This is a genomic window from Acinetobacter guillouiae CIP 63.46 (genome assembly GCF_000368145.1).
GTDB classification, from domain to species: Bacteria; Pseudomonadota; Gammaproteobacteria; order Pseudomonadales; family Moraxellaceae; genus Acinetobacter; species Acinetobacter guillouiae.
On record NZ_KB849283.1, the window covers coordinates 760,196 to 784,851 of the forward strand.

The following is a 24,656-nucleotide window of genomic DNA, read 5'->3' on the forward strand; positions in this document are numbered from 1 at the left end:
TGAGTATCTCCCATGAGTCATTTTGAGTTGTTCGATCTCCCGGAAGCACTCGATATTGATTTAGCGACATTAAAAGCTAATTTCCTAAAACTACAACAGCAATATCATCCTGATAAAGCTGAAGATAAAGACAAAGCTTTGATTAAATCAAGTGAAATTAATCAAGCATATAAAGCTTTATCCAATGTAGACAGTCGTGCTGCTTATCTACTGTCACTCAAAAAGCAAGATCATCACTTAGATCAATCAATTAGTGATTTTGAGTTTTTACAATCTGCTTTAGAAATTCGTGAGCAGCTTGATGAAGCAACCAATACCGAACAATTGCATTCTTTAAAAAAAGAAGTCCAACAATGGATTGATGGCTTAGTTCGTGAATTCAAAATTGATTTTGAGGATGAAGATTGGGCTGAAGCACGTGACACGGTGCGCAAGTTACGATTCTTTCAAAAAGTCATGAATGATATTGATAAAGCCGAAGATCAGCTTTTAGATGATGAAGATTTTAGTTTAGATGATGATTTCTAAATTTTAACTTTCATTATATGTTTTACCCGAATTTGTTTTTAGTTTTTATTTTAAGGATGTGACAAATGGCACTCTTGCAAATTGCTGAACCAGGACAATCAAGTGCGCCACATGAACACCGTATTGCGATTGGTATCGACTTAGGGACAACCCATTCTCTTGTTGCTACGGTATTATCAGGCAAAGCCAAAGTACTGAACGATGAGCAAGGTCGCGTGTTACTTCCTTCTATTGTACATTATTCTAAAAATTCGACCGAATATGGCGACGCAGCAAAACCGTTTATTACTGCTGACCCTAAAAATACCATTGTTTCTGTTAAGCGCTTTATGGGCCGTTCTAAAGCAGATGTTAAATTTCAACACCCTTACACGCTTGCAGGTGCTGATAATGAAATGCCAGCATTTGAAACAGCTCAAGGTCGTAAAACACCTGTAGAAATCTCTGCAGAAATTTTAAAACAACTGAAAGATCGCGCTGAACAAAGTTTAAGCAATCCGGTGAATGGCGCTGTGATTACGGTTCCAGCCTACTTTGATGAAGCGCAACGCCAAGCTACACGTGATGCAGCTGAACTCGCAGGTTTAAATATATTACGCTTACTCAATGAACCTACCGCTGCAGCTGTTGCATATGGCTTAGATCAAGAGAGCAATCTAACAACAGACCGTAACTATGTCATTTATGATTTAGGTGGCGGTACATTTGATGTGTCTATTTTACGCTTTTCTCAAGGTGTGTTTGAAGTTTTAGCTACAGGCGGTCATACCGCACTGGGTGGCGATGACTTAGATCGCCTTATTGTTAAATGGGCAAAAAAACAACTGAATATTGAAACCTTAGATGATGCAGAATATGCACACTTTATCGTTTCTGCACGTAAAGCCAAAGAAGCGCTCAGTGATGCTACCTCTGTTGATATTAAAGTTCTAACACACCACCTCACGCTAGATCGCACGACATTTGAAGAAATCATTCAAGTGGCATTAGATAAGACGATCAATGTGTGTAAACGTGTCATGCGTGATGCAAAACTTGAACTCGATGATATTCAAAATGTAGTTCTTGTTGGTGGCTCAACCCGCTCTTATGCTGTACAGAAAGTGGTGCGTGAAGTATTTAAGCAAGAGCCGCTTTGTACCATCAATCCTGATGAAGTTGTGGCGATTGGCGCTGCTATCACTGCGAATCAACTCATTGGGAATTCTAAGGATGGCTCATTACTTTTAGATGTTACCCCACTGTCACTCGGTTTAGAAACTATGGGTGGTTTGGTTGAACGCTTAATTTCACGTAATACAGCCATTCCTGTTGCACGCCGTCAAGAGTTCACCACCTATCAAGATGGTCAAACCGCCATGTTGATCCATGTCTTGCAAGGCGAACGTGACTTAGTTGAGCATTGCCGCAGCTTAGGTCGTTTTGTATTACATGGTATCCCACCAATGACCGCGGGTCAGGCACGTATTGAAGTCACTTTTCAGGTCGATGCAGATGGCCTGCTTACTGTTTCAGCCAAAGAAACCACATCAGGGGTCAATGCGCAAATCGACATTAAACCTTCTTATGGATTGTCTGAGACCGATACTGAACGCTTGCTTTTAGAAGGTTATAAATTCGCTGAAGAAGATAAAAATCTTCGCCATCTCAATGAAACTAAAGTTGAAGCACAGCGTGAACTTGAAGCCTTAACACAGGCGTTAAAGGTCGACTCCAATCTGCTCAGTACTGAACAACTGACTGCGCTCAACCAAGCCGCTGAAGCTTTAAAAGCCCAGCTTGAAACAAACGATATCAAATCGATTGAGCATGCAGTTGAACAGTTAAAAACTTATAGCGATGCCTTTGCAGCAGAACGTATGAATCAACATATTGATCATGCACTCAAAGGCACCAAACTTGATGATTGGTCTAACTCAAACTAATTTAAGGTAACGACTATGCCACGTATTAAAGTACTACCTCATGCAACAATTTGTCCAAATGGTGCTGAGTTTGAAGTTGAACCAAACGCCAATCTGTGCCAAAGCTTGCTCGATAATGGTATTAAAATCGAACATGCCTGTGACATGTCTAAAGCATGCACCACTTGCCATGTGATTGTACGCAAAGGCTTTGATGAGCTCGAAGAGATGGATGATATTGAAGCCGATTTACTCGATCGCGCTTGGGGCTTAGAACCCGATTCGCGTCTGTCTTGCCAAGTTAAAATCACTGATGAAGATATGGAAGTTGAAATTCCAAAGTATACGATTAACCATGCTTCTGAAAACCACTAAGTTGCTTTTCATATAGGCAAAAAAAACCACTCTTTATGAGTGGTTTTTTAATGGCTTAGGTATTTAATTTAATATTTAAGGATTTTACAAATAATTTGAGTTGACTTCGTCTTCAATATTAAGCTTTGCAACACCTTGAGAATTGGTAAGTTTTTGCTGAACCTTAATCCGTTCTACCATTTTTTCTAATACTTCCACCAACTCTGGATATTCAAAGTTTTGCACTTCTTCTAAATTCAGCACCAAGTGGAAGCCTTTATACTCATAATCAAACCATTGCTGATTTTCATTCTTGGTTGCAGAGTATTTTTCCATCACTTGCCAAGTGCGTACCTTACCTTGAATCCCTTTCAGTTCAATCGGGGTTTTTGGTGCACAAAGATAATCGTTTTTAATCAGCTTATAGGTTTCATCTGAAACCAAAATTTCATCGATATCCGCAGCATATTGCAAACGCGCTGCTAAATTGGCATCACGACCCACAATGGTATACGCCATACGATGTACAGCACCATAGTTTCCAACGTGGCAATAACCGGTACTTACCCCCATACGAATATGTAAAGGTGCATAGCCCATTTTCACCCAACGTTCACGGAGAAATTTCATCTGCTGGCGCATTGCAATCGACATATCAATACAGTTTTTCGCATCCTGCTCCACACCTTGTGAGTCTGGATCACCAAAGAAAATCAGGATTGCATCACCCATAAATTTATCAATGGTTGCACCATATTGTTTGGCAATTTCAGTCATATGACTTAAATAGTCATTTAATACAAAGGCCAAATCATCTGGAATCAAAGTTTCTGATAATTCTGTAAATCCTTGAATATCAGAAAAGAAAACCGTCATTTTTTTACGTTTATATTCAATCTTGGCTTCTGTATCGCCACGCATAATCGCCTGCCAAAGCTGTAATGGCGCATAACGACTGAGTTGATTTGACAACTCAATATAACGATTCATTTCATTGAAATAGGTGTTTTTCTTGGTTTCTACACTTTTGATACGGCGATTTTGATAATAATTTCCGATGTTTACAAACAAGATAATACTAATAAAAGACAGGACTGATAGCTCAGGGCTGGTTTGCTGAAAATAATCATAAAAACCAAAGATAAAAATAATATTGGTATAAAACACAACAAAGGCAACTAAAATTGCCAAAGAGCCCATCATAAAAGAAATTTTGTTGTTAATCGCTGTATAGATCAGTGCAAATAACAATACAAAAGTTACCACGAGGCTTAAATGTACAGCAGCCAATGCGGTAGAAACAACGATGACATCAATTAAAAAATAAATATTCTTCCGAATCTTAGAGCCATATGAATATTCTAGCCAACGCGATAATTTAGGGCTAACAATAAAAATAAAGCCAATAAAAAAAGGAACATAAAATTGATAATTTGCAATTGGGGAGGTGAAATAATAAACCATGACCACCAAAGCAATAATCAAATACCCCATAAATCGCTGGAATATTTCAAATTGCTTTGGCTCTTTATCTAACATACGTTCAAATGGCAAAATATTTTACCTCGGATGTCATTTTATTAAACACTTCCCTTGTGCTGTTTACACTTAATCCATACGCCAATCGAATGGCATCTCACCTTGACCACGTAACGCCAACATCAGTGTTTGACGCATGTGTGCTAATACTTCATTGCTATAAGGAACTGCTTGCAGGCCAAATACAGGTTTAGGCCAAGCTACATCATTCTGATAACGAACTACATGATGAAAATGTAATTGCGGAACCATATTTCCAAGTGCAGCGACATTCATTTTATCTGCACGAAAAACACGAGAAAGCTGACTAGACAACCAGCTTGATTCACGTAAAAACTGCTCTTGGTCAGCTTGACTTAGTTCATATAACTCAGTGATACCAGGAACACGTGGAATAAGAATCAGCCACGGGAATTGCATATCATTCATTAAACGACATGTTGAAAGCGGAAAATCGCCTACAAAAAAAGTATCTTGAGCAAGTTGTGGATGCAAACTAAACATATCTTTATAAATGACGCAAAATTAAAAGGATGGCTAATACTAACACATCGGTTTTCGTGTGAATATTGGTTATCTTGTGTTTTGGTACAAATAAACACAGTTTGTTTTGAACCTGATCACAATTACACTTTAAAGAATCACAGAATTTTTTCAAGTGATTTACTAGAAAAAATTCATAAGCACTTTTAATCTCAAATTGAGCATTTTTTAAGCTCAAAATCCTGATAAATTAACGCTTTAATTCTGTCAGTAAATTGTTTAACAAATCCTGAATAAACTGAATTCGCTTGTCATTTTCTTCAAGCATCACCATCACTTTTAAACGTTGCCCACCTTCCATACGGAACCAAGTTGGATGCTTCTGCATGAGTTGAATAATACTGATCGCTTGCACAGGTGTATCAGGTGAAAATTCGATCACCCCACCATTGGCCCCAATATCAATTTTGGTAATTTCTAAGGCTTCAGCCTTAACCCGAATTTGATGAACACTAAACAATTGTTTTACTGGTAATGGCGGTACACCAAAGCGATCAATCAACTCCATACGGATGTTGTCAAGTTTATCCTGAGTGTCGGTATTACTAATACGTTTATAGAACATAAGACGCTGATGTACATCTCCCAAATATTCATCTGGGATCAAAGCAGGCATATGCAGGGTAATTTCAGAAGTAAGTGAAAGTGGTGTATCAAAATTAGGCGTCTTGCCCTGTTGAATTGCTTTGGTCGCTTTGGCTAACATTTCCATATATAAGCTATAGCCAATTGCATTCATTGAACCGCTTTGTTGTTCACCCAGTAATTCACCTGCACCACGGATCTCTAAATCTTCCGTAGCCAGCATAAAGCCTGCGCCAAGATTTGAAGCTCTTTGAATGGCATCTAAACGTTTTTCTGCATCACCTTTAAGGCCTTTAATCGATGGCACCATCAAATATGCATAGGCTTGATGATGTGAACGTCCAACACGACCACGCAATTGATGTAATTGGGCTAGGCCGAGTTTGTCTGCACGTTCAATAATAATCGTATTGGCATTGGGAACATCAATCCCTGTTTCAATAATTGTTGAGCAGACCAGCACGTTAAATTCTTTGTGATAGAACTGTTGCATGATTTGCTCAAGTTCACGTTCACGCATTTGACCATGTGCAACAGCGACACGTGCCTCTGGTACAAGTTGACGAATATTTTCTGCAGCGCGCTCTATGGTATCTACTTCATTGTGCAAGATATAAACCTGACCACCACGTAACAACTCTCGCAGAATTGCCTCTTTCATGGTTTCATTAGTTTGTTCATTGACAAAAGTTTTAACAGCTAAACGACGTGCGGGTGGTGTGGCAATAATTGAAAGATCACGCATCCCACCAAAAGCCATATTCAGGGTACGAGGAATTGGTGTTGCAGTTAAGGTTAACATATCAACATCTGCACGCATGGCTTTGATACGCTCTTTATCACGTACCCCAAAACGATGTTCTTCATCGACAATCATTAAACCTAAGTTTTTAAACTGCACATTTTCCTGAAGAATTTTATGTGTGCCGATGACGATATCGACTTTACCATTGATTAAATCTTCAATAATTTTGGTATGACTTTTATTTGTTCCAAAACGCGAAAGTACCTCTATACGAATTGGCCAATCGGCAAAGCGATCTTTAAATGATTCAAAATGTTGTTGCGCCAATAAGGTGGTAGGCACTAAGACAGCCACTTGCCTATTATTTTGAACAGCAACGAATGCCGCGCGCATTGCCACTTCCGTTTTACCAAAGCCAACATCACCACAAACCAGTCGATCCATTGGTTTGGCTTGTTGCATATCGTATAGAGTCGCTTCGATGGCATTGGCCTGATCCAGCGTTTCCTCATAAGCAAAACCACTGGAAAATTGCATATATGCACTTTGATCCAGCTCAAAGCTAATCCCGGGTTTAGACTGACGACGTGCTTGGATATGTAGTAATTCAGCTGCCACATCATGAATCTGTTCAAGCGCTTTACGTTTTGCTTTATTCCATGCATCTGTACCCAATTTATGTAAAGGTGCTAAATCAGGATCACCGCCACTAAAACGGCTAATCAGATGTAAATTAGTGACAGGAACATACACTTTTGCATCATCTGCATAGTTTAATTGCAGGAACTCATAGTCTTGTTCATCAATATTTAAGGTGACTAAACCTGCATAACGCCCAACACCATGATCAATATGCACCACTGGCGCACCAATATTGAGTTCCGTCAGACTTCGAATAAGAAACTCTTCTGAAACCTCTTGTTGACGTTTTCTACGGCGCTGTACTACACGGTGTTCATACAGTTGGTTTTCAGAAATAACCGATAGATCATTGCTGATGACCAATCCACGATCCAAAGGCGCATTGGTAATCGCGACAGAGAAATTAGATTGTTGAAATACAGCAAAACTTTCAACAACTGGAATTTCACCTAAACTTGCACGTAAAGCATCTTTTAAAGTTTCACGACGTCCAGCACTTTCAGCCACCAGTAACACTGGATGATTGGCCTCATCTACATACTGCTTCACTGCTTTAAATGGCTGGTCTTGTTTAGGGTCTACAGGCAATCGTGGCGGCAATTCAACCGACAAATTGATACAGCCTGCTTTTAATTCAATGGCTTCTGTTGAGGCAATAATTCTTGAAAATTGATTTAAATATTCGAATAGTTGATTCGGTTGTATAAAAATTTCTTCAGGTGGTAATAGCGGTTGATCAGCATTATGGCGTCGGTCTTCATAACGGCGCATCACATCTGTCCAAAAACTCAACAATCCTTCGTCAATGTGTTTATCTGTAATGACAATCGCATTGCTTGGTAAGTACGATACCAAACAACTTTGTGTTTGCATGGCTTGCTGTGAAAAGAATAATGGGAAATAGAAATCTAATCCTGGAGAAGCAATGCCTTCTAACACATCTTGATAAATTGGGTTTTTCTTGGGATTTGCAGTTGGAAAACTTTCTGCATAACGATCACGAAATGTTGAACGCGCTTCTTTTAACGGAAATTCTTTTGCAGGAAGTACGGTAAAACGCTCTAACTTTGTTGTTGTTCTTTGGGTTTCTGGGTCAAAGAATTTTAAACTGTCTATTTCATCGTCAAATAAATCAATACGGATAGGCGCGTTTTGCCCAGAGGCATAAATATCCATGATGCTACCACGTACCGCAAATTCCCCATGATCATAAACGGTATCAACCAGATGATAACCCGCCTGAACCAGTTTTAATTTTTGTTGTTCTAATGCAAATTTCTGACCAACGCGGATATCAAAATGCTCACCCAACACCCATGATGTAGGGGCAACACGTTGTGCCAAGGTGGTTGCTGATACCAATAAAATACCTTTTTGTGGCATATTGGAAAGTATTGATAGTCTTTCAGAAACAATATCTTGGTGCGGAGATAAACGATCATATGGCAATATCTCCCAGTCTGGAAATATTGTTGGTTTTACCCCATAAAATTCTAATTCACTTTCCAACTGTCCCAAGTGCTGATTATTTTTTGCAACCAATACAAAGAGCTGATCCGATTTCTCTGCGATCTCCTTAAACAATAAGGCTGCAGATGAACCTAGCATTGTGCCAATCCAGCGCTTTTCACCTGCTTTCAGTTGTTTTAAATTGAGGTCAGAGATTTCTTGTTTAAACATAATCGCATAGGGTCTAAAAGACATGAGCAATAGTTTAACATGATGACTTTATTCAGTTGAGTGATTTTGTTTATTCTATTTATCTGCGCAATGACTCAACAACAGCATTTCTTCATCAGGATAGAATTCACATCAACCTCAAGACAAACTCACAGGATCATAGACCTGTGGAAGCTCTTGCAAATGAATTGAGAATAGTTATTTGTATAACAGAGAAAAATCTAAGCGACATCACACATTATTCTTTAGTGAAATATTCTGATTCCACCAGATATTTTGCATTCCTTAAGTTGATTTATTTTTCTCGTTTAAACGTTTTATAATAATCATTGAGTTTTTGAATAATTTGTTTGAATTGTTTTAAATTTTCTTCTGTATTGCCAAGTCTATGCACATAGTTGTTTGTCGCAATTTCTAAATCAATCTTTTCATTGATCAAAATTGTTTTATAGAACAAAGCTTTTAAATCATCAAAATTATTGAGTTTTCGGTTAGAAAAGTATTCCAGCCGTTCAGATAACTCACGATTTAAAACAATACCATCTACAATAAAACCATGCTCAGCATCAATTTGAATATTATTTTCTTGTAGAAAAACTTGTTCAGGACCGTTTTTATTGCCCTTAAATAATGCTGCAATTTTATCAAACATCATTAAAACTCAATCAAATCAAAGCTTCATCATAACAAAGATGATAAAAGTTCGCAGTAAAAGGCCGTTTTAAAACGACCATTTACCTGAAGAACATAAACCATCAGCGTTATTCGTCACCCAAATCATCTAAGAAGTCGACAGTAGGCACAAAGAATAAGGTTCCAGTCACTGCTGTACTAAAATCTAATAAACGATCTAAATTACCTTCTTCATCACCTTGAAACATATGCTCTAACATTTGTCGAGTCACACTAAATTTGCGTGCATAACCAATAAAGAAGGTGCCATATTCATTTTTAGATGGATTTGAGAACGGCATATTTGCACGCATGATTTTAATTTCATTACCATCTGCATCGTGTGCCTTACTCACTACATTGTGTGCTGTTTTAGGCTTTACATCATCACTCAGTTCAACATCATTAAACTTTTTACGTCCGATGACTTTTTCTTGTTCTTCATCACTGAGCGCACGCCACTTGTCCATATCATGCATATATTTTTGAATAAATGCATAACTGCCACCTTTAAAGTCTGGATCTTCATCACCCACCAGTGCATATTCAGCTGCAATTTCAGGCTCTGGGTTTTCTGTCCCATCAACAAAGCCAATAATCGCTCTACCGTCAAAATATCGAAAACCATTCACTTCATCCACTGGATAACTTACGGCTTTTAATTGCGTATTGATCATATCTGCCATTTCAAAACACAACGCTTGACGATCAGCACGAATATGGAAAAACAAATCACCTTCTGTTGAAACCGCCGTATATTTTGGCCCTTTAATTTCTTTAAACTGTTCTAATTCTTGTGGTTTAGCCTGATCGGGAAATAAACGCTCCCACGCATTTGCCCCAAATCCCATGACTGCACTAAATTGTGCATCTGGATAACGGTTGGTTAAACTACGTGTTAATGCTGAAAAATTTGCTGCAAAATCGATTACTGTATCTATTACTTCAGCCCCAAGCCTTAATCCTAAAACAATAAATAAGGCATTTTCCCCTGGACGATTCATTACAGGTTGAATTCGAGTTGAAGTCATAATTTATCTCAAAATATTCTATTGGTTACAATCTAACATAGGCTGTTTTAAAGCTTAAGTTTTTATCGTTAACAATCCACTAATTCACAATATTTATATGAATAGAAATGTTGCGAAAAATGATTAAAGCAATAAGTTTTGACTTTTTTGCTCAGACACCTCTATTGTCATTATTTTTAAAATCACTTTGAGTAATAAGCATAAATTTTAAAACAACTGTTTTTCTCATCAAACACAATATTCAAACGCTGCAACAAAGTACGAAATTGATCTGTTTGATCTAAAATCAAATCACTGATCAATCTTCCTCTCGGTTTGCTCAGCATAGGCTTTACAAGTAAATATTCAATTGTAATAAATACAGGCATAGCATCGTGATAGAAAGGATGCCAATCACCCCAATACCACGGAATTTTCTTCACAAATTGATCTTCAGCTTGTAGATCTTTATTTTCAGTCACCAATTTGACAATAAATGCAGGTGGAAAATCCAAGTCTGTCATTGCATGCAGAAGTTTGAGCCATTTTGAATCACTCATACAAGATACCAACTGCCGTTGATGCACGACCTGCTGAATTTTCAAAATATACTTTATATAGCCTTGGTCAGCCTTTAAAGTATTTATATGATTTCGATATTCAAGATAATTTTCTTGTAAACCCACATTTATCCTTCAATTAAAAGCACCTATGTTAGGTGCTTTTAACACATAGAGTTAACCATATTGTTTCTGTAAATAAGATACGATTGCTGCTGACTCAAAGAGTTTTTCACCTGTATTTGGATCTTCTAAATAAGGCACTTGAATGTCTTGCTTTGCACGCCCCATAACTGGAATAATTTTTTCACGTTTGCCACCGACCAAAGGAACATATTTACCGGGTTTTAAACGTAAAACTGCTGGGCCTAGATCTTGCCAACACTCTTTCGCCACATTATGAAAGATAAATGGAATTTCTAATTCAGTTAACACAGCACGCACAACACGTGTATAGGGGCTGGCTTCAAACCCCCATAATTCCAATAATTGCGCTGGACTTGCACGATCAATAATTTTTTTATTAACCCAAACCCCGCGTGCACCATTAATAATGGTTCCCACCATAGCGACCGTTGGATATTTAGGATAATGAGAATATTTCTTTGGTGTTTTGCCTGTTTTACCATAATGCTTAAATAAGTAATCAACAATCTTTTGCGATTCGTACATTGCTGTTCCCGTATTTTCATCAATGAAATACGGAAAACGCAATTTTCCACCTTTTTCTTTTACAACCTGACGATATTTAGTTCCACCTTTAGGGCATGGATAGACTTCATAATCCAAATTGAGCAAGGTCATCACTTCTCGTACACGGCGACAAAATGGTGAACCCTCAAACTCATATAACTTTAAAGCCTTTTCTGGCTGGTTTGGAAACGGAGTTCCTGTTACACCACGGCCTCCCTCAGTCAGTGATGAAGCCAAAGCTTGTACAACTTTAATTTGATGATGCACCATTTTATACCCCCTAGATGATTGTTTTCGCTTAAATAAAGCTTTTTATAAATCCACTAATTTTTCTTTTGAAACCACAATGCCATTGTTATCTGCATAGATATATTCACCAGAATTGAAAGTGACACTACCAAAATACACAGGAATATCGACCTCACCTATGCCTTTACGATTGCTTTTTTGTGGAATTGAAGCCAATGCATGGACACCTAGATCAAGTTCAACTAGTGCATCTACATCACGTACACAGCCGTAAATCACTACACCATTCCAGTGATGCTTAACCGCTGACTCTGCAATCATGTCACCCATCAAGGCACAACGCATGGATGCTCCACCATCGACAACCAAAACCTTGCCTGTTCCATCTGTAGCAAGTAACTCTTTCACTCGTGAGTTATCTTCAAAACACTTGACTGTCACGATTTGACCACCAAAGGTTTTTCGCGCCCCATAACTTCTAAAAAACTTACCATCTAGAGATGGAATCAAGGTTTGGATGTCTTGGTCTGGATGATCATCTAATAAATCACAAGTTACAAAAGGTACTGTAGTCACGTTATCACTCCATTATTTGCTATTTTGTATACGCAAATTATCATAAATTTCAATTTTTTGAGTTTGTGTTTGAGCAGCCTCGACCATAGTATGAGCCACTTGTTGTGCTGTCACTGGCTTATATTTAAAAGAATTGGGTACCAAATGCGAAAATTTACCATACAGCTTTTGCGTTACGTCTTCTAAGAATCGCTTTTCATTTCGTTCACCAAGGAGTAACGATGGGCGAATAATAGAAAAACGATATAAGTTCAACTTTTGTATATAGTCCTCAAGCTCACCTTTCACTTGATTATAAAAAATTGGCGAGCTGGCTTTTGCCCCCATCGCACTGACTAAAAGTAAATGAGTTTCAGTCATTTCAAATAAATCTGCAAAATGCGCATTGATCTCAAAATCAATATTATAGAAAGCTTCTTTAGAACCTGCCTTTTTAATGGTCGTTCCCAAACAACTGAATGCATGAGTGTAACCGCTGACATCTTGATCATTGAGTAGAAGGAAATCATCCAATACAAATTGTTCAACTTTTTTAAATTTTGAAAAGTCGGGATTTTCTCGTCGCACAACAACTGTAATTTTTTCACAATCAGTCAATAAATCGAGCTGTTCAATCAGACGCTGCCCCACTAAACCTGTTGCTCCAATCACAATCGCATTTTTTATCGAATTAGTCATTTTTTAAACAATCTCCTAGATTTATTACTAATCTAACGTTTTATTTCAAATTTTTCTTCAACAAAAATGTTGTCAAAGCATGTCAACACTTGACTTTACTGGCCTCTTTAATCACAATATGGCACTTGTTTACGGGCTGGTGATAATCCTCTGATGTGGTTTTCAGATGTGGTTTCAGCCCGCCCAGACCCATCTAATTCAAGGAGTGCACGAGTGGCAAACTCTGCTCAAGCAAAAAAACGTGCTCGTCAAAACGTTAAAGCACGTAAACACAACGCAAGCTTGCGTTCAATGGTACGTACTTATATCAAACGCACAATCGCTGCTATCGCTACTGGTGAATATGCTGCCGCAACTGAAGCTTATAAAGCTGCAGTTCCAGTTATTGACCGTATGGCGGATAAAGGTATCATCCATAAAAACAAAGCTGCTCGTCACAAGAGCCGCTTGAATGCACAGGTTAAAGCGTTAGCTAACTAATTTTTGCATATGAAAAGAGCCCTTTAAAGGGCTTTTTTTGTAGCTAAAATTTGACTATAGCGCATTAAAATCAGAAAACATCAAAACTTATCTACCACTTCATCATTATTTCTCAGTAGATAGATAAGTAAGAGATCTAAACTATAAAAATAATTACTTTGCTAAATGTGAAATTAAGACTGTTGCAGTGGATAAAATACCTTCCTGACGACCAGTAAAACCCAATTTCTCTGTGGTTGTTGCTTTAACACTAATTTGAGTCACATCAACATCTAACACATCTGCAATACTTTGACGCATTTCCAAATTGTGTTTGGCTAATTTAGGCCGTTCACATGCCACAGTAATATCGGCATTATTTAATTTATAACCACGGTCTAAAATTAATTGATAAACATGTTTTAAAAGTTTACGGCTATCCGCACCTTTAAATTCAGCATCTGTGTCTGGGAAATGCTGTCCAATATCCCCTAAAGCCAATGCACCCAATAAAGCATCACATAATGCGTGTAACACGACATCACCATCAGAATGTGCTTTTAAACCATGCGTATGTGGAATTTGAACGCCTGCCAAAGTTACAAAATCACCTTCTTCAAAAGCATGTACATCCATTCCCTGCCCAATACGAATCGGTATGATCATTCTTAGCTCCTTTTGCAGTTTTTAAAATTTAAAAATCTTGTATTCGTACTTTCTCTTTCGCTATAGTACGTATGCAAACATTGTGAAAGTATAAGCGATCATGCTGTTGAATACAGAATTTAATCAAATTAAAACACTCTTGTCTGGTCTCATTTTGAGCTGTATCAGTACATCAGCTGTTTACGCCCTGCCTCTTGACTGTAAGCACCAAGATTCATCACTTTTAAAAAAGTTATGTGGTTCGCAGTATAGTGAACTGCGCGCTCAATTAAATGAGAGCTATCTCACTGCATATCTGGTCACAGATGCACCAATACGCTTAATCAATGATACGCATCGTTTGTGGCTCAACCGTTTAAGTCAATGTAAAAGCAACGATTGTTTTAAACAACAGTTCGATATTCGCCTAGAAGACTTAAATTTTTACACTTCAATGAATCAAAGTTTAACCCAACATTTCATCAAATATGAACATGGTAAAATTTCGAAGCAACCCGCCCATTTACAAATCCATCAACTGACTAAAGATCGGATTAAAGTTGAAGGCATCGCCTACCGAAATCCCAATAACCGTAAAGATAGTCAAATCGTCTCATTGTTGGCTTACACCACGCCTGAAAAAAAGAATCAAATTTTGGACAATGAACATGACTGTAAATATGTGCTTAATTTCCAAAAAGCAATTTTGTCTGTGACAACAACACAAAAAGGCTGTGAGCGCTTTACTGGAATTTACCGTTTATATGATTAAGATTTATAATTAAATTTGGCAAAACCATGAGTACAAAACTAGCGTTAAGTGAAGAAAGATTAAAAATATTATCTTAATGTATGCAGAATTATGATGTGGGTGCTGATACAGATGAATGGCCTAACAATATCATTTCGCGCTTTACCAGCGTTTATAATGATGGTTCTATCTCAAAGCACAATATCCCATTGCAGCATGAAATTGATCCCGATGAATTAAAACTTTGTCAAAAACTAAGCGCTGAAATCGCCAATATCATGACAAATGTTGAAGTTGGTATGGGTTCAAACTCGGGTGATTATTTTCAAGATTTTTATATCATGCATTCACAAAACTCAGCTAGCCAAAAAATTACGCCTCAACTGATTCAAAAATACTTTGCCAATACTATTTTTCCTTTGGCGAACATTACGACTGAACCGCTTACAACCAATACACAGTGGTGGAAAGAAGTTGAACAAGATGGTGAAGAATCTCCAGCAGAATATTTTCAGCCTTGGCACAAGATGATAAATTGGTTTGCAGCACAACACGATTTTATCGACTGTGCATTTGTTCGGATTGGTGACTCAGCACTTTTAGAACAAATCGATTCTGATGATTACCCGAAAGGAACAATCATTACAGGTTGTGTCTTGCCTCGACTTGCATTGGGCTTAACCCAGAATAGCAGCTTGGTTGGAATCTTTGGATATGTTGTACACAGTTAAGATCTAACTAGCTTAATTAAAATATAAATAAAATAGGGAATAACAATGACTCAACTGTTAATTTTAGACCAAGTCTCACAACACCTTGATCAAACCTCTTTTGGCGGTCTTCCTGTTAAAACGTTTGGCTTACAAGTTGAATGGCTGTTTGTTTGCCCTCAGGGTAAAACTGCTAAATTTCTATGGCAATGCTAGCCTTCACCATGGATATATCTAATGGATAAAAAAGTCATTTCCAAACTATTACAACGTCAGTTTTATCCCATTTTAAAAGCACAAGGCTTTATAAAAAAAGGCGATGTATTTAGGCAGGTTGAGGGAGAAGTTATTCGAATCGTCGATATACAGCACTCCATTAAAAGACATTGTTTTCAAGTTAATCTCGGTATTCACCTCATCCCATTAGGTGAATATGTTATGCGATGTACAGGTAACGCTTTAGATATTGAAAAAATGCGTGATTTCGATTGTGCATGGCGTAGTTCGATCCTGCCTTATTTGATCAATGATCATGACAACGACTGGTCATATACCTCAAATGAACAAGATGCTAACGAAATGGTGCAATTTCTAGTATCTGAGTGGAATCGTCAAAGCCAAAATTTCTTTAATCAATTAGCACATTGGCCTGAAGATTTTCTCAAGAAAGCGCATCAGGCCTGTATAAATCCCTTACATCCCGCACACATGTGTACCCTCTGCTATGTAGCTGGTGCTGCTGGTGATTTACAATTGGTCAAGAGGCTCGCTGAGATTGCAATTGATGCTGTTCCTGAACGAGCCACCTCATTAAAAGAACGATTAGCATCATTTATCCAAAATCCAAGTTTAGCGATTCCGCAAATTATCGATGAATGACGAAATGAAGCAGTCAAATGCGCTATTCACCAAATTGAAATATTTGTTATATTTTCTAACAACTTTCACGATCCGATTTAAAGTTTTACGCTTTATTTCCTGACTTAATTAACTTATAAATAACTATATATAAATAGTCTGATGACATATTTGTTGTAAATACCGAACACCAAACAATAGAGGATCAAAGGTGTTGATATGGATTTGAACATGTATCTCACCAATAAATTTAAGAATTTTAATGAGTTTCTAGAAACGCATTGGCATGACTACCCCAATAAATACAAAGAAATCCAAACACTGCTGTTTTTTCAAGCCTATACCACCAAGCCACTTTCCGAGAAATTTGAAATCAATATTGATCAGGCCTTAAAGTATCCAACCTTAAGATATTACTTTCAACAGATTGAAAAATATATCCATATACCGCCCAAGCAACTGTTTCCTAACTCATTTCATCGCCCTTATGAACATATTTTAAATGAGTTTAAATATTTAAGCTTTTACCAAGAAGCTTTTGAATTTCACAAAAATTTAGAAAAAATAAGAAATACTTTTAATAAAATTTCCATTCCAATTGCCAGTCATGCTATTTACACAGAAATTTTACAATATCTCAATTTGAGCTTTGAATACCTTGCTGATCCCAACTTAGCCAACGAGTTAAAGATTAAATTAATTTACCAATGGCAAGATATTCATAATTTAGAAACTGTTGCCGCATATAAATCATTAGAAAAAATTAAGACCACACTCAATCATTATCGGCAAAAATCCTGTTCAGAGTACTATTTTAATTTAATTCAACTGGGTGAAAATCAACGGATTGAATTTAAAGAACGTACCACTGACCTATTAACCAACCGCAAATCAGATAAATGGGTCAAAGCGTGCTTTGCATTTATGAATACCCGCAATGGCTATGTATTTATAGGCGTTGCTGATGATTTAACCATTGTAGGGATTGAAAATGAACTTGCGGAACACTTTAATAATTCACTCGACTTAATGAAGCGGAGTTTGATTGATAAACTGGCACACGAAAGTAACAAAATTTCAAATATTTATACCACACTAGAAGAAATACAGATTCAAGGAAAAACCATATTGGTCTTTAAATGTAATAAATCGGACCGTCCTTTGTATTACAAAGGCGAACTGTTTATGCGCACCAATGGACAAACAACACGCGTTCCACCTGAACTGATTGAAAGTTTTCGGGTAGAATTTTATTGTTAGCATTCAATAGTTAAAATCTTTGCCTAGAAGAATCAAAAATATGAATTACCCTCAGTTTAAATATCATCCCAATGCATACAAACTTGATCTGTTTGAAAAAGAAGATGGTATTTGTTCAATTTGCAATCAACAACGCGACTTAAAGTACGTATGTTCTTTCTATAGCATAGATGAACCCGATTATATCTGTCCGTGGTGTATTGCCAATGGTGCAGCAGCGCAAAAATACGATGGAGAATACAATGACTATTGTGGCATTGAAGGTATTTCTTCAAACCCAAATGTTCCATCCGAAAAAATCAACCCTGAGTTTTTAGATGAAATCTGCTTAAAAACGCCAAGTTATCATAGTTGGCAACAAGAAGTTTGGCTGATGCATTGCAATGAACCATGTCAGTTTATCGCTTATGCGGATAGTGAAATGCTTAAACCAATTTGGGATGAGGTCAAAGCCGATATCGAAGAAAATGGTTATCCAGTAGAGCTTATCCAAGATCAGCTCAGTATCGACGGTGATTTAACAGGCTATCTGTTTCAATGCATTCATTGCCAACAACATCGCTTACATATAGATTGTAGTTAAATACATAATCAAACCTTATAAGTTAAACCTTATAGCTTTGGCTAAGTAACTGGCTTAAATGCTGTTTAATGCCCTGCCATTCATCTTTGATTATGCTGTATATAACACTATCGCGAACAGTTCCATCTTTTCGTAGCGCATCTTGACGTAGCACACCATCATAATGCGCACCTAGACGCTCAATGGCACTTTGACTTTTAATATTGCGAATATCCGTCCTTAATACAACCGAGTTAGCTTGTAGTTTTTCAAATGCGTACTCAAGCAACAACAACTTACAACTGGTATTGATATGACTGCGTTGTGCTGATTGTGCATACCATGTATAGCCAATCTCAACACGGCGCACCTCCCAAATAAAATCGCGAAAACTGGTGGTTCCTACAATACGACCATTCCGCTGATTTAAAACAACAAAAGGTACGCGTATTCCTAAAGATTTTTGTTCAAGTGCCTTGGCAATATAAGCCTTGATCTGAGAATAATGTGGAACTGATGTATATTCCAACTCCCACAAGCGGCCATCTTTACATACCTCAACTAAAGCATTTTCATGTTCTATTTGTAGTGGTAAAAGCTGCACTTGATGGGTTTGTAATGATGTATAAAGCGTTGAAAAGATATCTTGATTCATAGCAATTACACCAATGTAAAGAATGCTCCTCCATTGTCCACTATGTTTTTGAAAGTTTTATGATCAAAATATGAAATCACCATGACGATCTTTCAAATGATTTCAAAGGCATTTGCATGCCCTTGAATCGAATATAATTCAACAAAATAGTTATTTTTTATAATGTGCCAACATGTCTTGTAAATGTGCTTTTACATTGTTCCAGTCGCCTTGCGCAATACTGTACAACACCGTATCTCGAATCGTACCATCTTTACGCATTTGATCACCCCGAATAATGCCATCTTTTTTAGCACCTAAACGTTCAATGGCTTTTTGGCTTTTAAAATTAAATTGATCAGTCCGCAACGCCACGGTATTGGCTTGAAGTTGTTCAAAAGCAAATTCTAATAACAATAGTTTACAGCTAGTATTGACATGGGTCCGCTGTGCCGATTGTGCATACCATGTATAGCCGATTTCAAAACGTTTTACGTTTAATAAAATATCGTGATAACTGGTCGTTCCCAAGACTTTCCCTGAGCTTTGCTCTATGACAACAAAGGGATAACGGCTGCCCTGTGCTTTTTGGATTAGTGCTTTTTCAATATAATTTTTAACTTCTGTGTAATGTGGTGTAGAGGTAATTCGTAGCTTCCACAATTCACCATCACGACACGCTTCAGCGAGTCCTTGCTCGTGTTCAAAAGACAGTGGTACTAAGCGAATATTATTTAGTTGTAAATCTAAATGAATAAATAATTGTTCAAATGCATCCATCTCATATCCACCAAGTTAATCTATAAAGTTACCGTTTAATGTCATTGCAAAGTGATCAGCATCAATCGTATTAACAACGAAGTTTTCTTACTGTTAAGCCATTATATTGCCAAGGTTAAACATACCACTCCAGCCAAACCTAAAACCAGTCCTAGAGCGGTAATCACTTTAAGCTTTTCTTTAAAAATTAACAGCCCTGCAATGACCCCAAATAACACCACAAGGATATTCATCCCTGCAAAAACAATGGCTGGAGAATCTTTTAATAAAATATGCGCTTTGACATATAAAGCAATATTGGCAAAATTTATGATCCCCAAGGCCAAACCAGCAATACAGTTCTGAAGCTTCCACTGAGTTTTTCGAATCAGTAAGTAACCGACAGATAATAGGAATGAACAGATAAACATCAAGGTTAATGTAACTGGAAACTGTAAACCCAGGCTGGTTGTATATTTCAATAAAACATCAACCAAAGCATAACCTACCCAAACACTGAGTAAATAAAGGATCCCTTTCTGATTGAGGGATGAATTTGATGAACTCGACTGGGAAAGTACAATACATAAAACTGCCACAATACCCAAACCGATACCAAGCATTTTTAATTGGTTAAATTGTTCTTGGAATAAAAAATATGCAGCCAATAATGATAAAACCACAGACAATCGTTGTGCAATTTCAGTTTTTAAAATTCCTGCACTATTTAATGATTTAGCTAGACATAAAAAAATACTGGGTAATACAACACCTAAACCAAAAATCAACCACCATGGTGTATTTGAAATTGAAATATGGGCCAAATCAGGCTTAAACCAGATGTAGCTCAATATACTGGCGATTGCATAATTCCAAGCAATCATTTGCAATGCATCAAAACCTTTTTGTTTGGTCCATTTTAAAAGCATTGAAACCAACACACTACAAAGTGCTGCTGAAAATATGAGTTCCATAATTTACTTCTTATCTCACCAATCATTGCAAAATTTATGCGGAACCGAGTCCCTATGATTCAAGAAAAAGCCCACTAGCATGAGTGGGCTTTTAGGTAATCAACAACCATCAAAGATTATTTATAACGATCAACCATTTTTTCTAAAGAAATAGGGCGAATCTTGTCTGCATTACCCGCAGTACCAAATGCTGTATAACGATCTACACAGATTTGTTTCATTGCTTCAACAGTTTCACCGAAGAATTTACGTGGGTCAAATTCACTTGGTTTTTCAGCCATCATACGGCGCATTGCACCTGTAGATGCTAAACGTAAATCTGTATCGATGTTGATTTTACGTACACCATGCTTGATTGCTTCAACCAACTGTTCAACTGGAACACCATAAGTTTCTTTGATGTCACCACCATATTGGTTAATAATCGCTAACCATTCTTGTGGTACCGAGCTTGAACCATGCATAACAAGATGAGTATTTGGAAGTGCCGCATGAATTTCTTTAATACGGTCAATTGCCAAGATATCGCCTGTAGGTGGACGAGTAAACTTGTACGCACCATGAGAAGTACCAACTGCAATTGCTAAAGCATCAACATTGGTATCTGCAACGAATTGACGAGCTTCTTCAACAGAAGTGAGAAGTTGAGAATGATCAAGTACACCTTCTGCACCAACACCATCTTCTTCACCAGCCAAACCTGTTTCAAGGCTACCCAAACAGCCAATTTCGCCTTCTACAGAAACACCACATGCATGTGCCATTTCAACAGTACGACGTGTTACATCAACGTTATATTCATAAGACGTTGGTGTTTTACCGTCTGCACCTAAAGAACCATCCATCATTACAGATGAAAATCCAAGCTGGATCGAACGTTGACAAACATCTGGGCTTGTACCATGATCTTGATGCATTACCACTGGAATATGTGGCCATTCTTCAATTGCAGCTAAAATTAAATGACGTAAAAATGGAGCACCTGCATATTTTCGTGCACCAGCAGAAGCTTGCACAATTACAGGTGAATTTGTTGCGTCAGCGGCTAACATAATTGCGCGCATTTGTTCTAAGTTGTTCACATTAAACGCTGGAACGCCGTAACTATGTTCACCGGCATGATCCAAGAGTTGGCGCAATGAGATAAGAGCCATAATATCCTCCCAAGTAATGCCCCATATTCTACATGTTGCTTTATTTCAATTCAGCAACAATATTGACTATTTCATAAAAAATCCCCGCGTTTGCGAGGACTTTTAACAAATAACAACATTTAGAAAGATTATTGAGCTTTAGGTGCTTCTTCTTCAGTCGCTGGTGTAGCCGCATCCGCTGGAGCATTTGCTTTTTCAGCTGGAACATCTGTATTTTTTTCATCCAAAACAGGCTGATCAAGCGCATCAATCACAGCTTGTTGTTCTGCAGATGTGTTTGCTGATTCTGCTGAAGCAGCTTCAGAAGAAGATGTTTGTTCTGAGGCTGGTGCTTTTTCTTGTTTAGAACATGCAGTAAATGCCAAAGGAGCAATAAGAAGTGCTGCAAGTGTAAATTTAAATTTCATCACATTTCCCAGTGTTGGTGATTGGATTTGATCTAGTTTATTGCAGTTATATTTCATTTTTATTACTTTACAATGAATCTCTCAGATAAAAAAGGCTGACACGAGGTCAGCCTTTCATATAAACGTCATAATTAAAATAATTTTTCAATTAAGCACGTTCAAGCAATACCGCTACAGCTGGAAGTGTTTTGCCTTCGACAAATTCAAGGAATGCACCACCACCAGTTGAAATATAACCAATTTTGTCTGCAACTTGGTATTTATCAATTGCTGCCAAAGTATCACCACCACCAGCAATAGAGAATCCTTCAGATTCTGCAATTGCCAAAGAAAGTGTTTTTGTACCTTCGCCAAATTGATCCACTTCAAACACGCCAACTGGACCATTCCAAAGGATCGTTTTAGACGTTTTTAAGATTTCAGCAAAAGCTTTCGCAGTTTCAGGACCGACATCCAAAATCATGTCATTGTCTGCAACATCTTCAACTTTTTTTACAGTTGCTTTAGCATTTGCCAATGAACCTAAGAAATCTGCAAAGTCGATTGCAGAGGCATCTGCCACAACAACATCTGTTGGAAGTGGAACTGATACTTTTGCCGCAATCGCTTTCGCTGTGTCAATCAAATCATGTTCACACAATGATTTACCGACATTGAAGCCAGCTGCGGCTAAGAATGTATTGGCAATACCACCACCAACGATCAATTGATCACAAATATCAGAAAGCGAAGTTAAAACATCAAGTTTAGTAGAAACTTTAGAACCAGCAACAATTGCAACCATTGGTTTTTCAGGTGTTTGCAACGCACGACCTAAAGCATCTAATTCAGCTGCAAGCAAAGGGCCCGCTGCTGCAACTTTTGCTAAGCGTGCTACGCCTTCAGTTGATGCTTCTGCACGATGCGCTGTACCAAAGGCATCCATCACAAATACATCACAAAGCGCTGCATATTTTGCTGAAAGTTCAGCATTATTTTTCTTTTCACCCACATTGAAACGACAGTTTTCAAGTAATACCACTTGCCCTGCTGCAACTTCAACACCATCTAAGTAATCTGTAAATAATTTAACGTCTTGACCAAGCGCCTCAGTTAAATAAGCTGCTACAGGAGCTAATGATTGTTCTGCTTTTGGCTCACCTTCAACGGGACGACCAAGATGAGAATACACCATGACCGCAGCACCTTTCTCAAGTGCCAATTTAATTGTCGGTAATGCAGCACGTAAACGTGCATCACTTGTAATCACACCATTTTTAACAGGTACGTTTAAGTCTTCACGAATAAGTACACGCTTGCCTGCTAAATCGAGGTCAGTCATACGCTGAAAATTCATGTATAGCTCTCTTATAGATATTAAAAATCGCGTAGATTCTAAATGATTACACAAAAAAAGGTTAGATACTTTTGTAGAAAAGCTGTAGAAAAGTTGAGATTTGATTATTATAGGGCGAACTTTTAAATTCTATACGCTTATGTCTTTTCATCCCGATCCTAAAATCAATGGTTTAAATGTCTTAGGTGAACCTTTAGCAAGTTGTTGTTTTTCTCCAATCACAGGTTATTTTCGTAATGGTTTCTGCCATACAGCAACAACCGACCTCGGTCAGCACACTGTATGCGCTGAAATGACTTCAGAATTTTTAAATTTTTCACAAAAAGTGGGAAATGACCTAATTACACCGCTGCCAGAACACGGCTTTCCGGGACTACAACCTGGTGATTTTTGGTGTTTATGTGTGACGCGTTGGGTTGAGGCCTATCAAAACGACATGGCACCTCGCGTAAAACTGCAAGCCTGTCATCAAGCTGTTTTGGCGTATGTTCCCTTAGATCTCTTGATGGAATATGCAGTATAACTAGGCATGAATTATTCAAAGATGAATCACCCTGAAATTATTTTGGCTTCATCGAGCCAAACCCGTAAAGATTTAATGAATCGTTTACGCTTAGACTATCATTGTATCTCTCCTGAAATCGATGAATCACCACAGGGTGAGTCTCATGCCGATGATTTGGCTAAACGCTTGGCTTTTGAAAAAGCCCGAATCATTGCTCAAGAACATCCAAATGCAATTGTGATTGGGTCAGATCAGGTGGCTTGGCGTGAACATGCACCACAAGATTTTATTGGTAAACCTCTATCTGTAGAAAAAGCCATTCAACAGCTACAAGCCAATTCAGGCAAAAATGTCTTTTTTAGTACTGCCTTAAGTGTGCAACATTTGGCTTCTGGTTTTGAACAAACCTTGGTTGAGCATTATCATGTGAAATTTCGTGACTTAACTTTGGCTGAAATTGAGCGTTATATCGAAATTGATCAACCTCTGCATTGTGCGGGTAGCTTTAAGTGTGAAAGTCTTGGTATTAGTTTATTTGAGCAAATGATTGGGCAAGACCAAACCACTTTGATGGGTATGCCAATGATTCAGTTATGTGGAATTTTAAGGAAGTTGGGAATCCTGCTACCTTAATTTCCACATTGTATAATAAGCTCGATCTTATTATAAATTTTCATAATTACA

Annotated in this window: 28 protein-coding genes; 12 read left to right on the forward strand and 16 right to left on the reverse strand. The window is 37.7% G+C overall.

What is annotated here, in order from left to right; all coding sequences use genetic code 11:
• Positions 1-12: 12 nt before the first annotated feature.
• The 3 genes from hscB to fdx all read left to right on the forward strand — a co-directional run bounded on the left by hscB (position 13) and on the right by fdx (position 2,807).
• Positions 13-528 carry a Fe-S protein assembly co-chaperone HscB gene (hscB, locus tag F981_RS08750; protein WP_004720634.1) on the forward strand — a complete coding sequence of 172 codons (516 nt, stop codon included), beginning with the start codon at positions 13-15 and terminating at the stop codon, positions 526-528.
• Between the two features lie 65 nt (positions 529-593).
• Positions 594-2,453, forward strand: coding sequence for a Fe-S protein assembly chaperone HscA (gene hscA / locus F981_RS08755; RefSeq protein WP_004720636.1), 1,860 nt, complete (start codon positions 594-596; stop codon positions 2,451-2,453).
• Between the two features lie 15 nt (positions 2,454-2,468).
• Positions 2,469-2,807, forward strand: a complete 339-nt coding sequence (gene fdx / locus F981_RS08760; RefSeq protein WP_004720638.1) for an ISC system 2Fe-2S type ferredoxin — start codon at positions 2,469-2,471, stop codon at positions 2,805-2,807.
• Between the two features lie 84 nt (positions 2,808-2,891).
• Here the strand turns inward: fdx and F981_RS08765 are convergent, their stop codons facing one another.
• The 9 genes from F981_RS08765 to F981_RS08805 all read right to left on the reverse strand — a co-directional run bounded on the left by F981_RS08765 (position 2,892) and on the right by F981_RS08805 (position 12,958).
• Positions 2,892-4,340 carry an adenylate/guanylate cyclase domain-containing protein gene (locus F981_RS08765; protein ID WP_004720640.1) on the reverse strand — a complete coding sequence of 483 codons (1,449 nt, stop codon included), beginning with the start codon at positions 4,338-4,340 and terminating at the stop codon, positions 2,892-2,894.
• Between the two features lie 54 nt (positions 4,341-4,394).
• Positions 4,395-4,829 carry an HIT domain-containing protein gene (locus F981_RS08770; protein ID WP_004720642.1) on the reverse strand — a complete coding sequence of 145 codons (435 nt, stop codon included), beginning with the start codon at positions 4,827-4,829 and terminating at the stop codon, positions 4,395-4,397.
• Positions 4,830-5,058: 229 nt separating this feature from the next.
• Positions 5,059-8,520, reverse strand: a complete 3,462-nt coding sequence (gene mfd / locus F981_RS08775) for a transcription-repair coupling factor (protein ID WP_016539449.1) — start codon at positions 8,518-8,520, stop codon at positions 5,059-5,061.
• A 295-nt stretch (positions 8,521-8,815) separates the two neighbouring features.
• A complete protein-coding gene (locus F981_RS08780; RefSeq protein ID WP_016539448.1) occupies positions 8,816-9,172 on the reverse strand; it encodes a hypothetical protein in 357 nt (118 codons plus the stop codon).
• 109 nt (positions 9,173-9,281) lie between these two features.
• On the reverse strand, positions 9,282-10,223 hold the full coding sequence (locus F981_RS08785) for a Dyp-type peroxidase (RefSeq protein ID WP_004720648.1): 942 nt from the start codon (positions 10,221-10,223) through the stop codon (positions 9,282-9,284).
• Positions 10,224-10,405: 182 nt separating this feature from the next.
• Positions 10,406-10,888 carry a DUF6678 family protein gene (locus F981_RS08790; protein ID WP_004720651.1) on the reverse strand — a complete coding sequence of 161 codons (483 nt, stop codon included), beginning with the start codon at positions 10,886-10,888 and terminating at the stop codon, positions 10,406-10,408.
• A 51-nt stretch (positions 10,889-10,939) separates the two neighbouring features.
• Positions 10,940-11,725, reverse strand: a complete 786-nt coding sequence (locus F981_RS08795) for a glutathione S-transferase N-terminal domain-containing protein (RefSeq protein WP_004720652.1) — start codon at positions 11,723-11,725, stop codon at positions 10,940-10,942.
• 42 nt (positions 11,726-11,767) lie between these two features.
• Complete coding sequence (rraA, locus tag F981_RS08800) at positions 11,768-12,280, reverse strand: ribonuclease E activity regulator RraA (protein ID WP_004720654.1); 513 nt, start codon at positions 12,278-12,280, stop codon at positions 11,768-11,770.
• A 12-nt stretch (positions 12,281-12,292) separates the two neighbouring features.
• Positions 12,293-12,958: a Rossmann-fold NAD(P)-binding domain-containing protein gene (locus F981_RS08805; RefSeq protein WP_004720655.1), complete on the reverse strand. Its 666-nt coding sequence runs from the start codon at positions 12,956-12,958 to the stop codon at positions 12,293-12,295.
• A gap of 213 nt (positions 12,959-13,171) precedes the next feature.
• Here F981_RS08805 and rpsT point away from each other — a divergent pair, with 213 nt between their 5' ends.
• The gene (gene rpsT / locus F981_RS08810) at positions 13,172-13,438 is read left to right on the forward strand and encodes a 30S ribosomal protein S20 (RefSeq protein WP_004720657.1); all 267 of its coding nucleotides are present in this window, start codon (positions 13,172-13,174) and stop codon (positions 13,436-13,438) included.
• Positions 13,439-13,591: 153 nt separating this feature from the next.
• Here the strand turns inward: rpsT and ispF are convergent, their stop codons facing one another.
• Positions 13,592-14,083, reverse strand: a complete 492-nt coding sequence (gene ispF / locus F981_RS08815; RefSeq protein WP_004720660.1) for a 2-C-methyl-D-erythritol 2,4-cyclodiphosphate synthase — start codon at positions 14,081-14,083, stop codon at positions 13,592-13,594.
• Positions 14,084-14,183: 100 nt separating this feature from the next.
• Here ispF and F981_RS08820 point away from each other — a divergent pair, with 100 nt between their 5' ends.
• The 6 genes from F981_RS08820 to F981_RS08840 all read left to right on the forward strand — a co-directional run bounded on the left by F981_RS08820 (position 14,184) and on the right by F981_RS08840 (position 18,224).
• Positions 14,184-14,834 (forward strand): A1S_1983 family putative colistin resistance protein, encoded by a 651-nt coding sequence (locus tag F981_RS08820; protein WP_004720662.1) that lies wholly within the window; start codon positions 14,184-14,186, stop codon positions 14,832-14,834.
• An 80-nt stretch (positions 14,835-14,914) separates the two neighbouring features.
• On the forward strand, positions 14,915-15,544 hold the full coding sequence (locus F981_RS08825) for a hypothetical protein (protein ID WP_004720665.1): 630 nt from the start codon (positions 14,915-14,917) through the stop codon (positions 15,542-15,544).
• A gap of 45 nt (positions 15,545-15,589) precedes the next feature.
• On the forward strand, positions 15,590-15,739 hold the full coding sequence (locus F981_RS23895) for a hypothetical protein (RefSeq protein WP_004720667.1): 150 nt from the start codon (positions 15,590-15,592) through the stop codon (positions 15,737-15,739).
• Positions 15,740-15,760: 21 nt separating this feature from the next.
• Entirely contained in the window at positions 15,761-16,402 is a 642-nt protein-coding gene (locus F981_RS08830) for a DUF4304 domain-containing protein (RefSeq protein ID WP_004720668.1), read from the forward strand.
• Positions 16,403-16,600: 198 nt separating this feature from the next.
• Positions 16,601-17,641: an AlbA family DNA-binding domain-containing protein gene (locus tag F981_RS08835; protein ID WP_004720670.1), complete on the forward strand. Its 1,041-nt coding sequence runs from the start codon at positions 16,601-16,603 to the stop codon at positions 17,639-17,641.
• Positions 17,642-17,681: 40 nt separating this feature from the next.
• A complete protein-coding gene (locus tag F981_RS08840) occupies positions 17,682-18,224 on the forward strand; it encodes a CbrC family protein (RefSeq protein ID WP_004720673.1) in 543 nt (180 codons plus the stop codon).
• A gap of 22 nt (positions 18,225-18,246) precedes the next feature.
• Here F981_RS08840 and F981_RS08845 read toward each other — a convergent pair whose 3' ends face one another.
• The 6 genes from F981_RS08845 to F981_RS08870 form a co-directional block, all read right to left on the reverse strand.
• Positions 18,247-18,858, reverse strand: a complete 612-nt coding sequence (locus tag F981_RS08845; RefSeq protein WP_004720674.1) for a GNAT family N-acetyltransferase — start codon at positions 18,856-18,858, stop codon at positions 18,247-18,249.
• 150 nt (positions 18,859-19,008) lie between these two features.
• Positions 19,009-19,617, reverse strand: coding sequence for a GNAT family N-acetyltransferase (locus F981_RS08850; protein ID WP_004720675.1), 609 nt, complete (start codon positions 19,615-19,617; stop codon positions 19,009-19,011).
• Positions 19,618-19,718: 101 nt separating this feature from the next.
• A complete protein-coding gene (locus tag F981_RS08855; RefSeq protein WP_004720676.1) occupies positions 19,719-20,570 on the reverse strand; it encodes a DMT family transporter in 852 nt (283 codons plus the stop codon).
• A 116-nt stretch (positions 20,571-20,686) separates the two neighbouring features.
• The gene (gene fba, locus F981_RS08860) at positions 20,687-21,724 is read right to left on the reverse strand and encodes a class II fructose-bisphosphate aldolase (protein WP_004720677.1); all 1,038 of its coding nucleotides are present in this window, start codon (positions 21,722-21,724) and stop codon (positions 20,687-20,689) included.
• Between the two features lie 128 nt (positions 21,725-21,852).
• A complete protein-coding gene (locus tag F981_RS08865; protein ID WP_004720678.1) occupies positions 21,853-22,131 on the reverse strand; it encodes a hypothetical protein in 279 nt (92 codons plus the stop codon).
• 148 nt (positions 22,132-22,279) lie between these two features.
• The gene (locus F981_RS08870; RefSeq protein ID WP_004720679.1) at positions 22,280-23,467 is read right to left on the reverse strand and encodes a phosphoglycerate kinase; all 1,188 of its coding nucleotides are present in this window, start codon (positions 23,465-23,467) and stop codon (positions 22,280-22,282) included.
• 139 nt (positions 23,468-23,606) lie between these two features.
• Here F981_RS08870 and F981_RS08875 point away from each other — a divergent pair, with 139 nt between their 5' ends.
• Entirely contained in the window at positions 23,607-23,990 is a 384-nt protein-coding gene (locus F981_RS08875; protein WP_004720680.1) for a DUF2237 family protein, read from the forward strand.
• Positions 23,991-24,011: 21 nt separating this feature from the next.
• A complete protein-coding gene (locus F981_RS08880) occupies positions 24,012-24,605 on the forward strand; it encodes a Maf family protein (protein WP_035372047.1) in 594 nt (197 codons plus the stop codon).
• Positions 24,606-24,656 lie beyond the last annotated feature (51 nt).

Coding starts and splice junctions, on each gene's coding strand:
- hscB (WP_004720634.1), top strand. CDS start 13: ATGAGTCATTTTGAGTTGTTCGATCTCCCGGAAGCACTCGATATTGAT.
- hscA (WP_004720636.1), top strand. CDS start 594: ATGGCACTCTTGCAAATTGCTGAACCAGGACAATCAAGTGCGCCACAT.
- fdx (WP_004720638.1), top strand. CDS start 2,469: ATGCCACGTATTAAAGTACTACCTCATGCAACAATTTGTCCAAATGGT.
- F981_RS08770 (WP_004720642.1), bottom strand. CDS start 4,829: ATGTTTAGTTTGCATCCACAACTTGCTCAAGATACTTTTTTTGTAGGC.
- mfd (WP_016539449.1), bottom strand. CDS start 8,520: ATGTTTAAACAAGAAATCTCTGACCTCAATTTAAAACAACTGAAAGCA.
- F981_RS08780 (WP_016539448.1), bottom strand. CDS start 9,172: ATGTTTGATAAAATTGCAGCATTATTTAAGGGCAATAAAAACGGTCCT.
- F981_RS08785 (WP_004720648.1), bottom strand. CDS start 10,223: ATGACTTCAACTCGAATTCAACCTGTAATGAATCGTCCAGGGGAAAAT.
- F981_RS08795 (WP_004720652.1), bottom strand. CDS start 11,725: ATGGTGCATCATCAAATTAAAGTTGTACAAGCTTTGGCTTCATCACTG.
- F981_RS08805 (WP_004720655.1), bottom strand. CDS start 12,958: ATGACTAATTCGATAAAAAATGCGATTGTGATTGGAGCAACAGGTTTA.
- ispF (WP_004720660.1), bottom strand. CDS start 14,083: ATGATCATACCGATTCGTATTGGGCAGGGAATGGATGTACATGCTTTT.
- F981_RS08820 (WP_004720662.1), top strand. CDS start 14,184: ATGCTGTTGAATACAGAATTTAATCAAATTAAAACACTCTTGTCTGGT.
- F981_RS08825 (WP_004720665.1), top strand. CDS start 14,915: ATGCAGAATTATGATGTGGGTGCTGATACAGATGAATGGCCTAACAAT.
- F981_RS23895 (WP_004720667.1), top strand. CDS start 15,590: ATGACTCAACTGTTAATTTTAGACCAAGTCTCACAACACCTTGATCAA.
- F981_RS08830 (WP_004720668.1), top strand. CDS start 15,761: ATGGATAAAAAAGTCATTTCCAAACTATTACAACGTCAGTTTTATCCC.
- F981_RS08835 (WP_004720670.1), top strand. CDS start 16,601: ATGGATTTGAACATGTATCTCACCAATAAATTTAAGAATTTTAATGAG.
- F981_RS08840 (WP_004720673.1), top strand. CDS start 17,682: ATGAATTACCCTCAGTTTAAATATCATCCCAATGCATACAAACTTGAT.
- F981_RS08845 (WP_004720674.1), bottom strand. CDS start 18,858: ATGAATCAAGATATCTTTTCAACGCTTTATACATCATTACAAACCCAT.
- F981_RS08850 (WP_004720675.1), bottom strand. CDS start 19,617: ATGGATGCATTTGAACAATTATTTATTCATTTAGATTTACAACTAAAT.
- F981_RS08855 (WP_004720676.1), bottom strand. CDS start 20,570: ATGGAACTCATATTTTCAGCAGCACTTTGTAGTGTGTTGGTTTCAATG.
- fba (WP_004720677.1), bottom strand. CDS start 21,724: ATGGCTCTTATCTCATTGCGCCAACTCTTGGATCATGCCGGTGAACAT.
- F981_RS08865 (WP_004720678.1), bottom strand. CDS start 22,131: ATGAAATTTAAATTTACACTTGCAGCACTTCTTATTGCTCCTTTGGCA.
- F981_RS08870 (WP_004720679.1), bottom strand. CDS start 23,467: ATGAATTTTCAGCGTATGACTGACCTCGATTTAGCAGGCAAGCGTGTA.
- F981_RS08875 (WP_004720680.1), top strand. CDS start 23,607: ATGTCTTTTCATCCCGATCCTAAAATCAATGGTTTAAATGTCTTAGGT.
- F981_RS08880 (WP_035372047.1), top strand. CDS start 24,012: ATGAATCACCCTGAAATTATTTTGGCTTCATCGAGCCAAACCCGTAAA.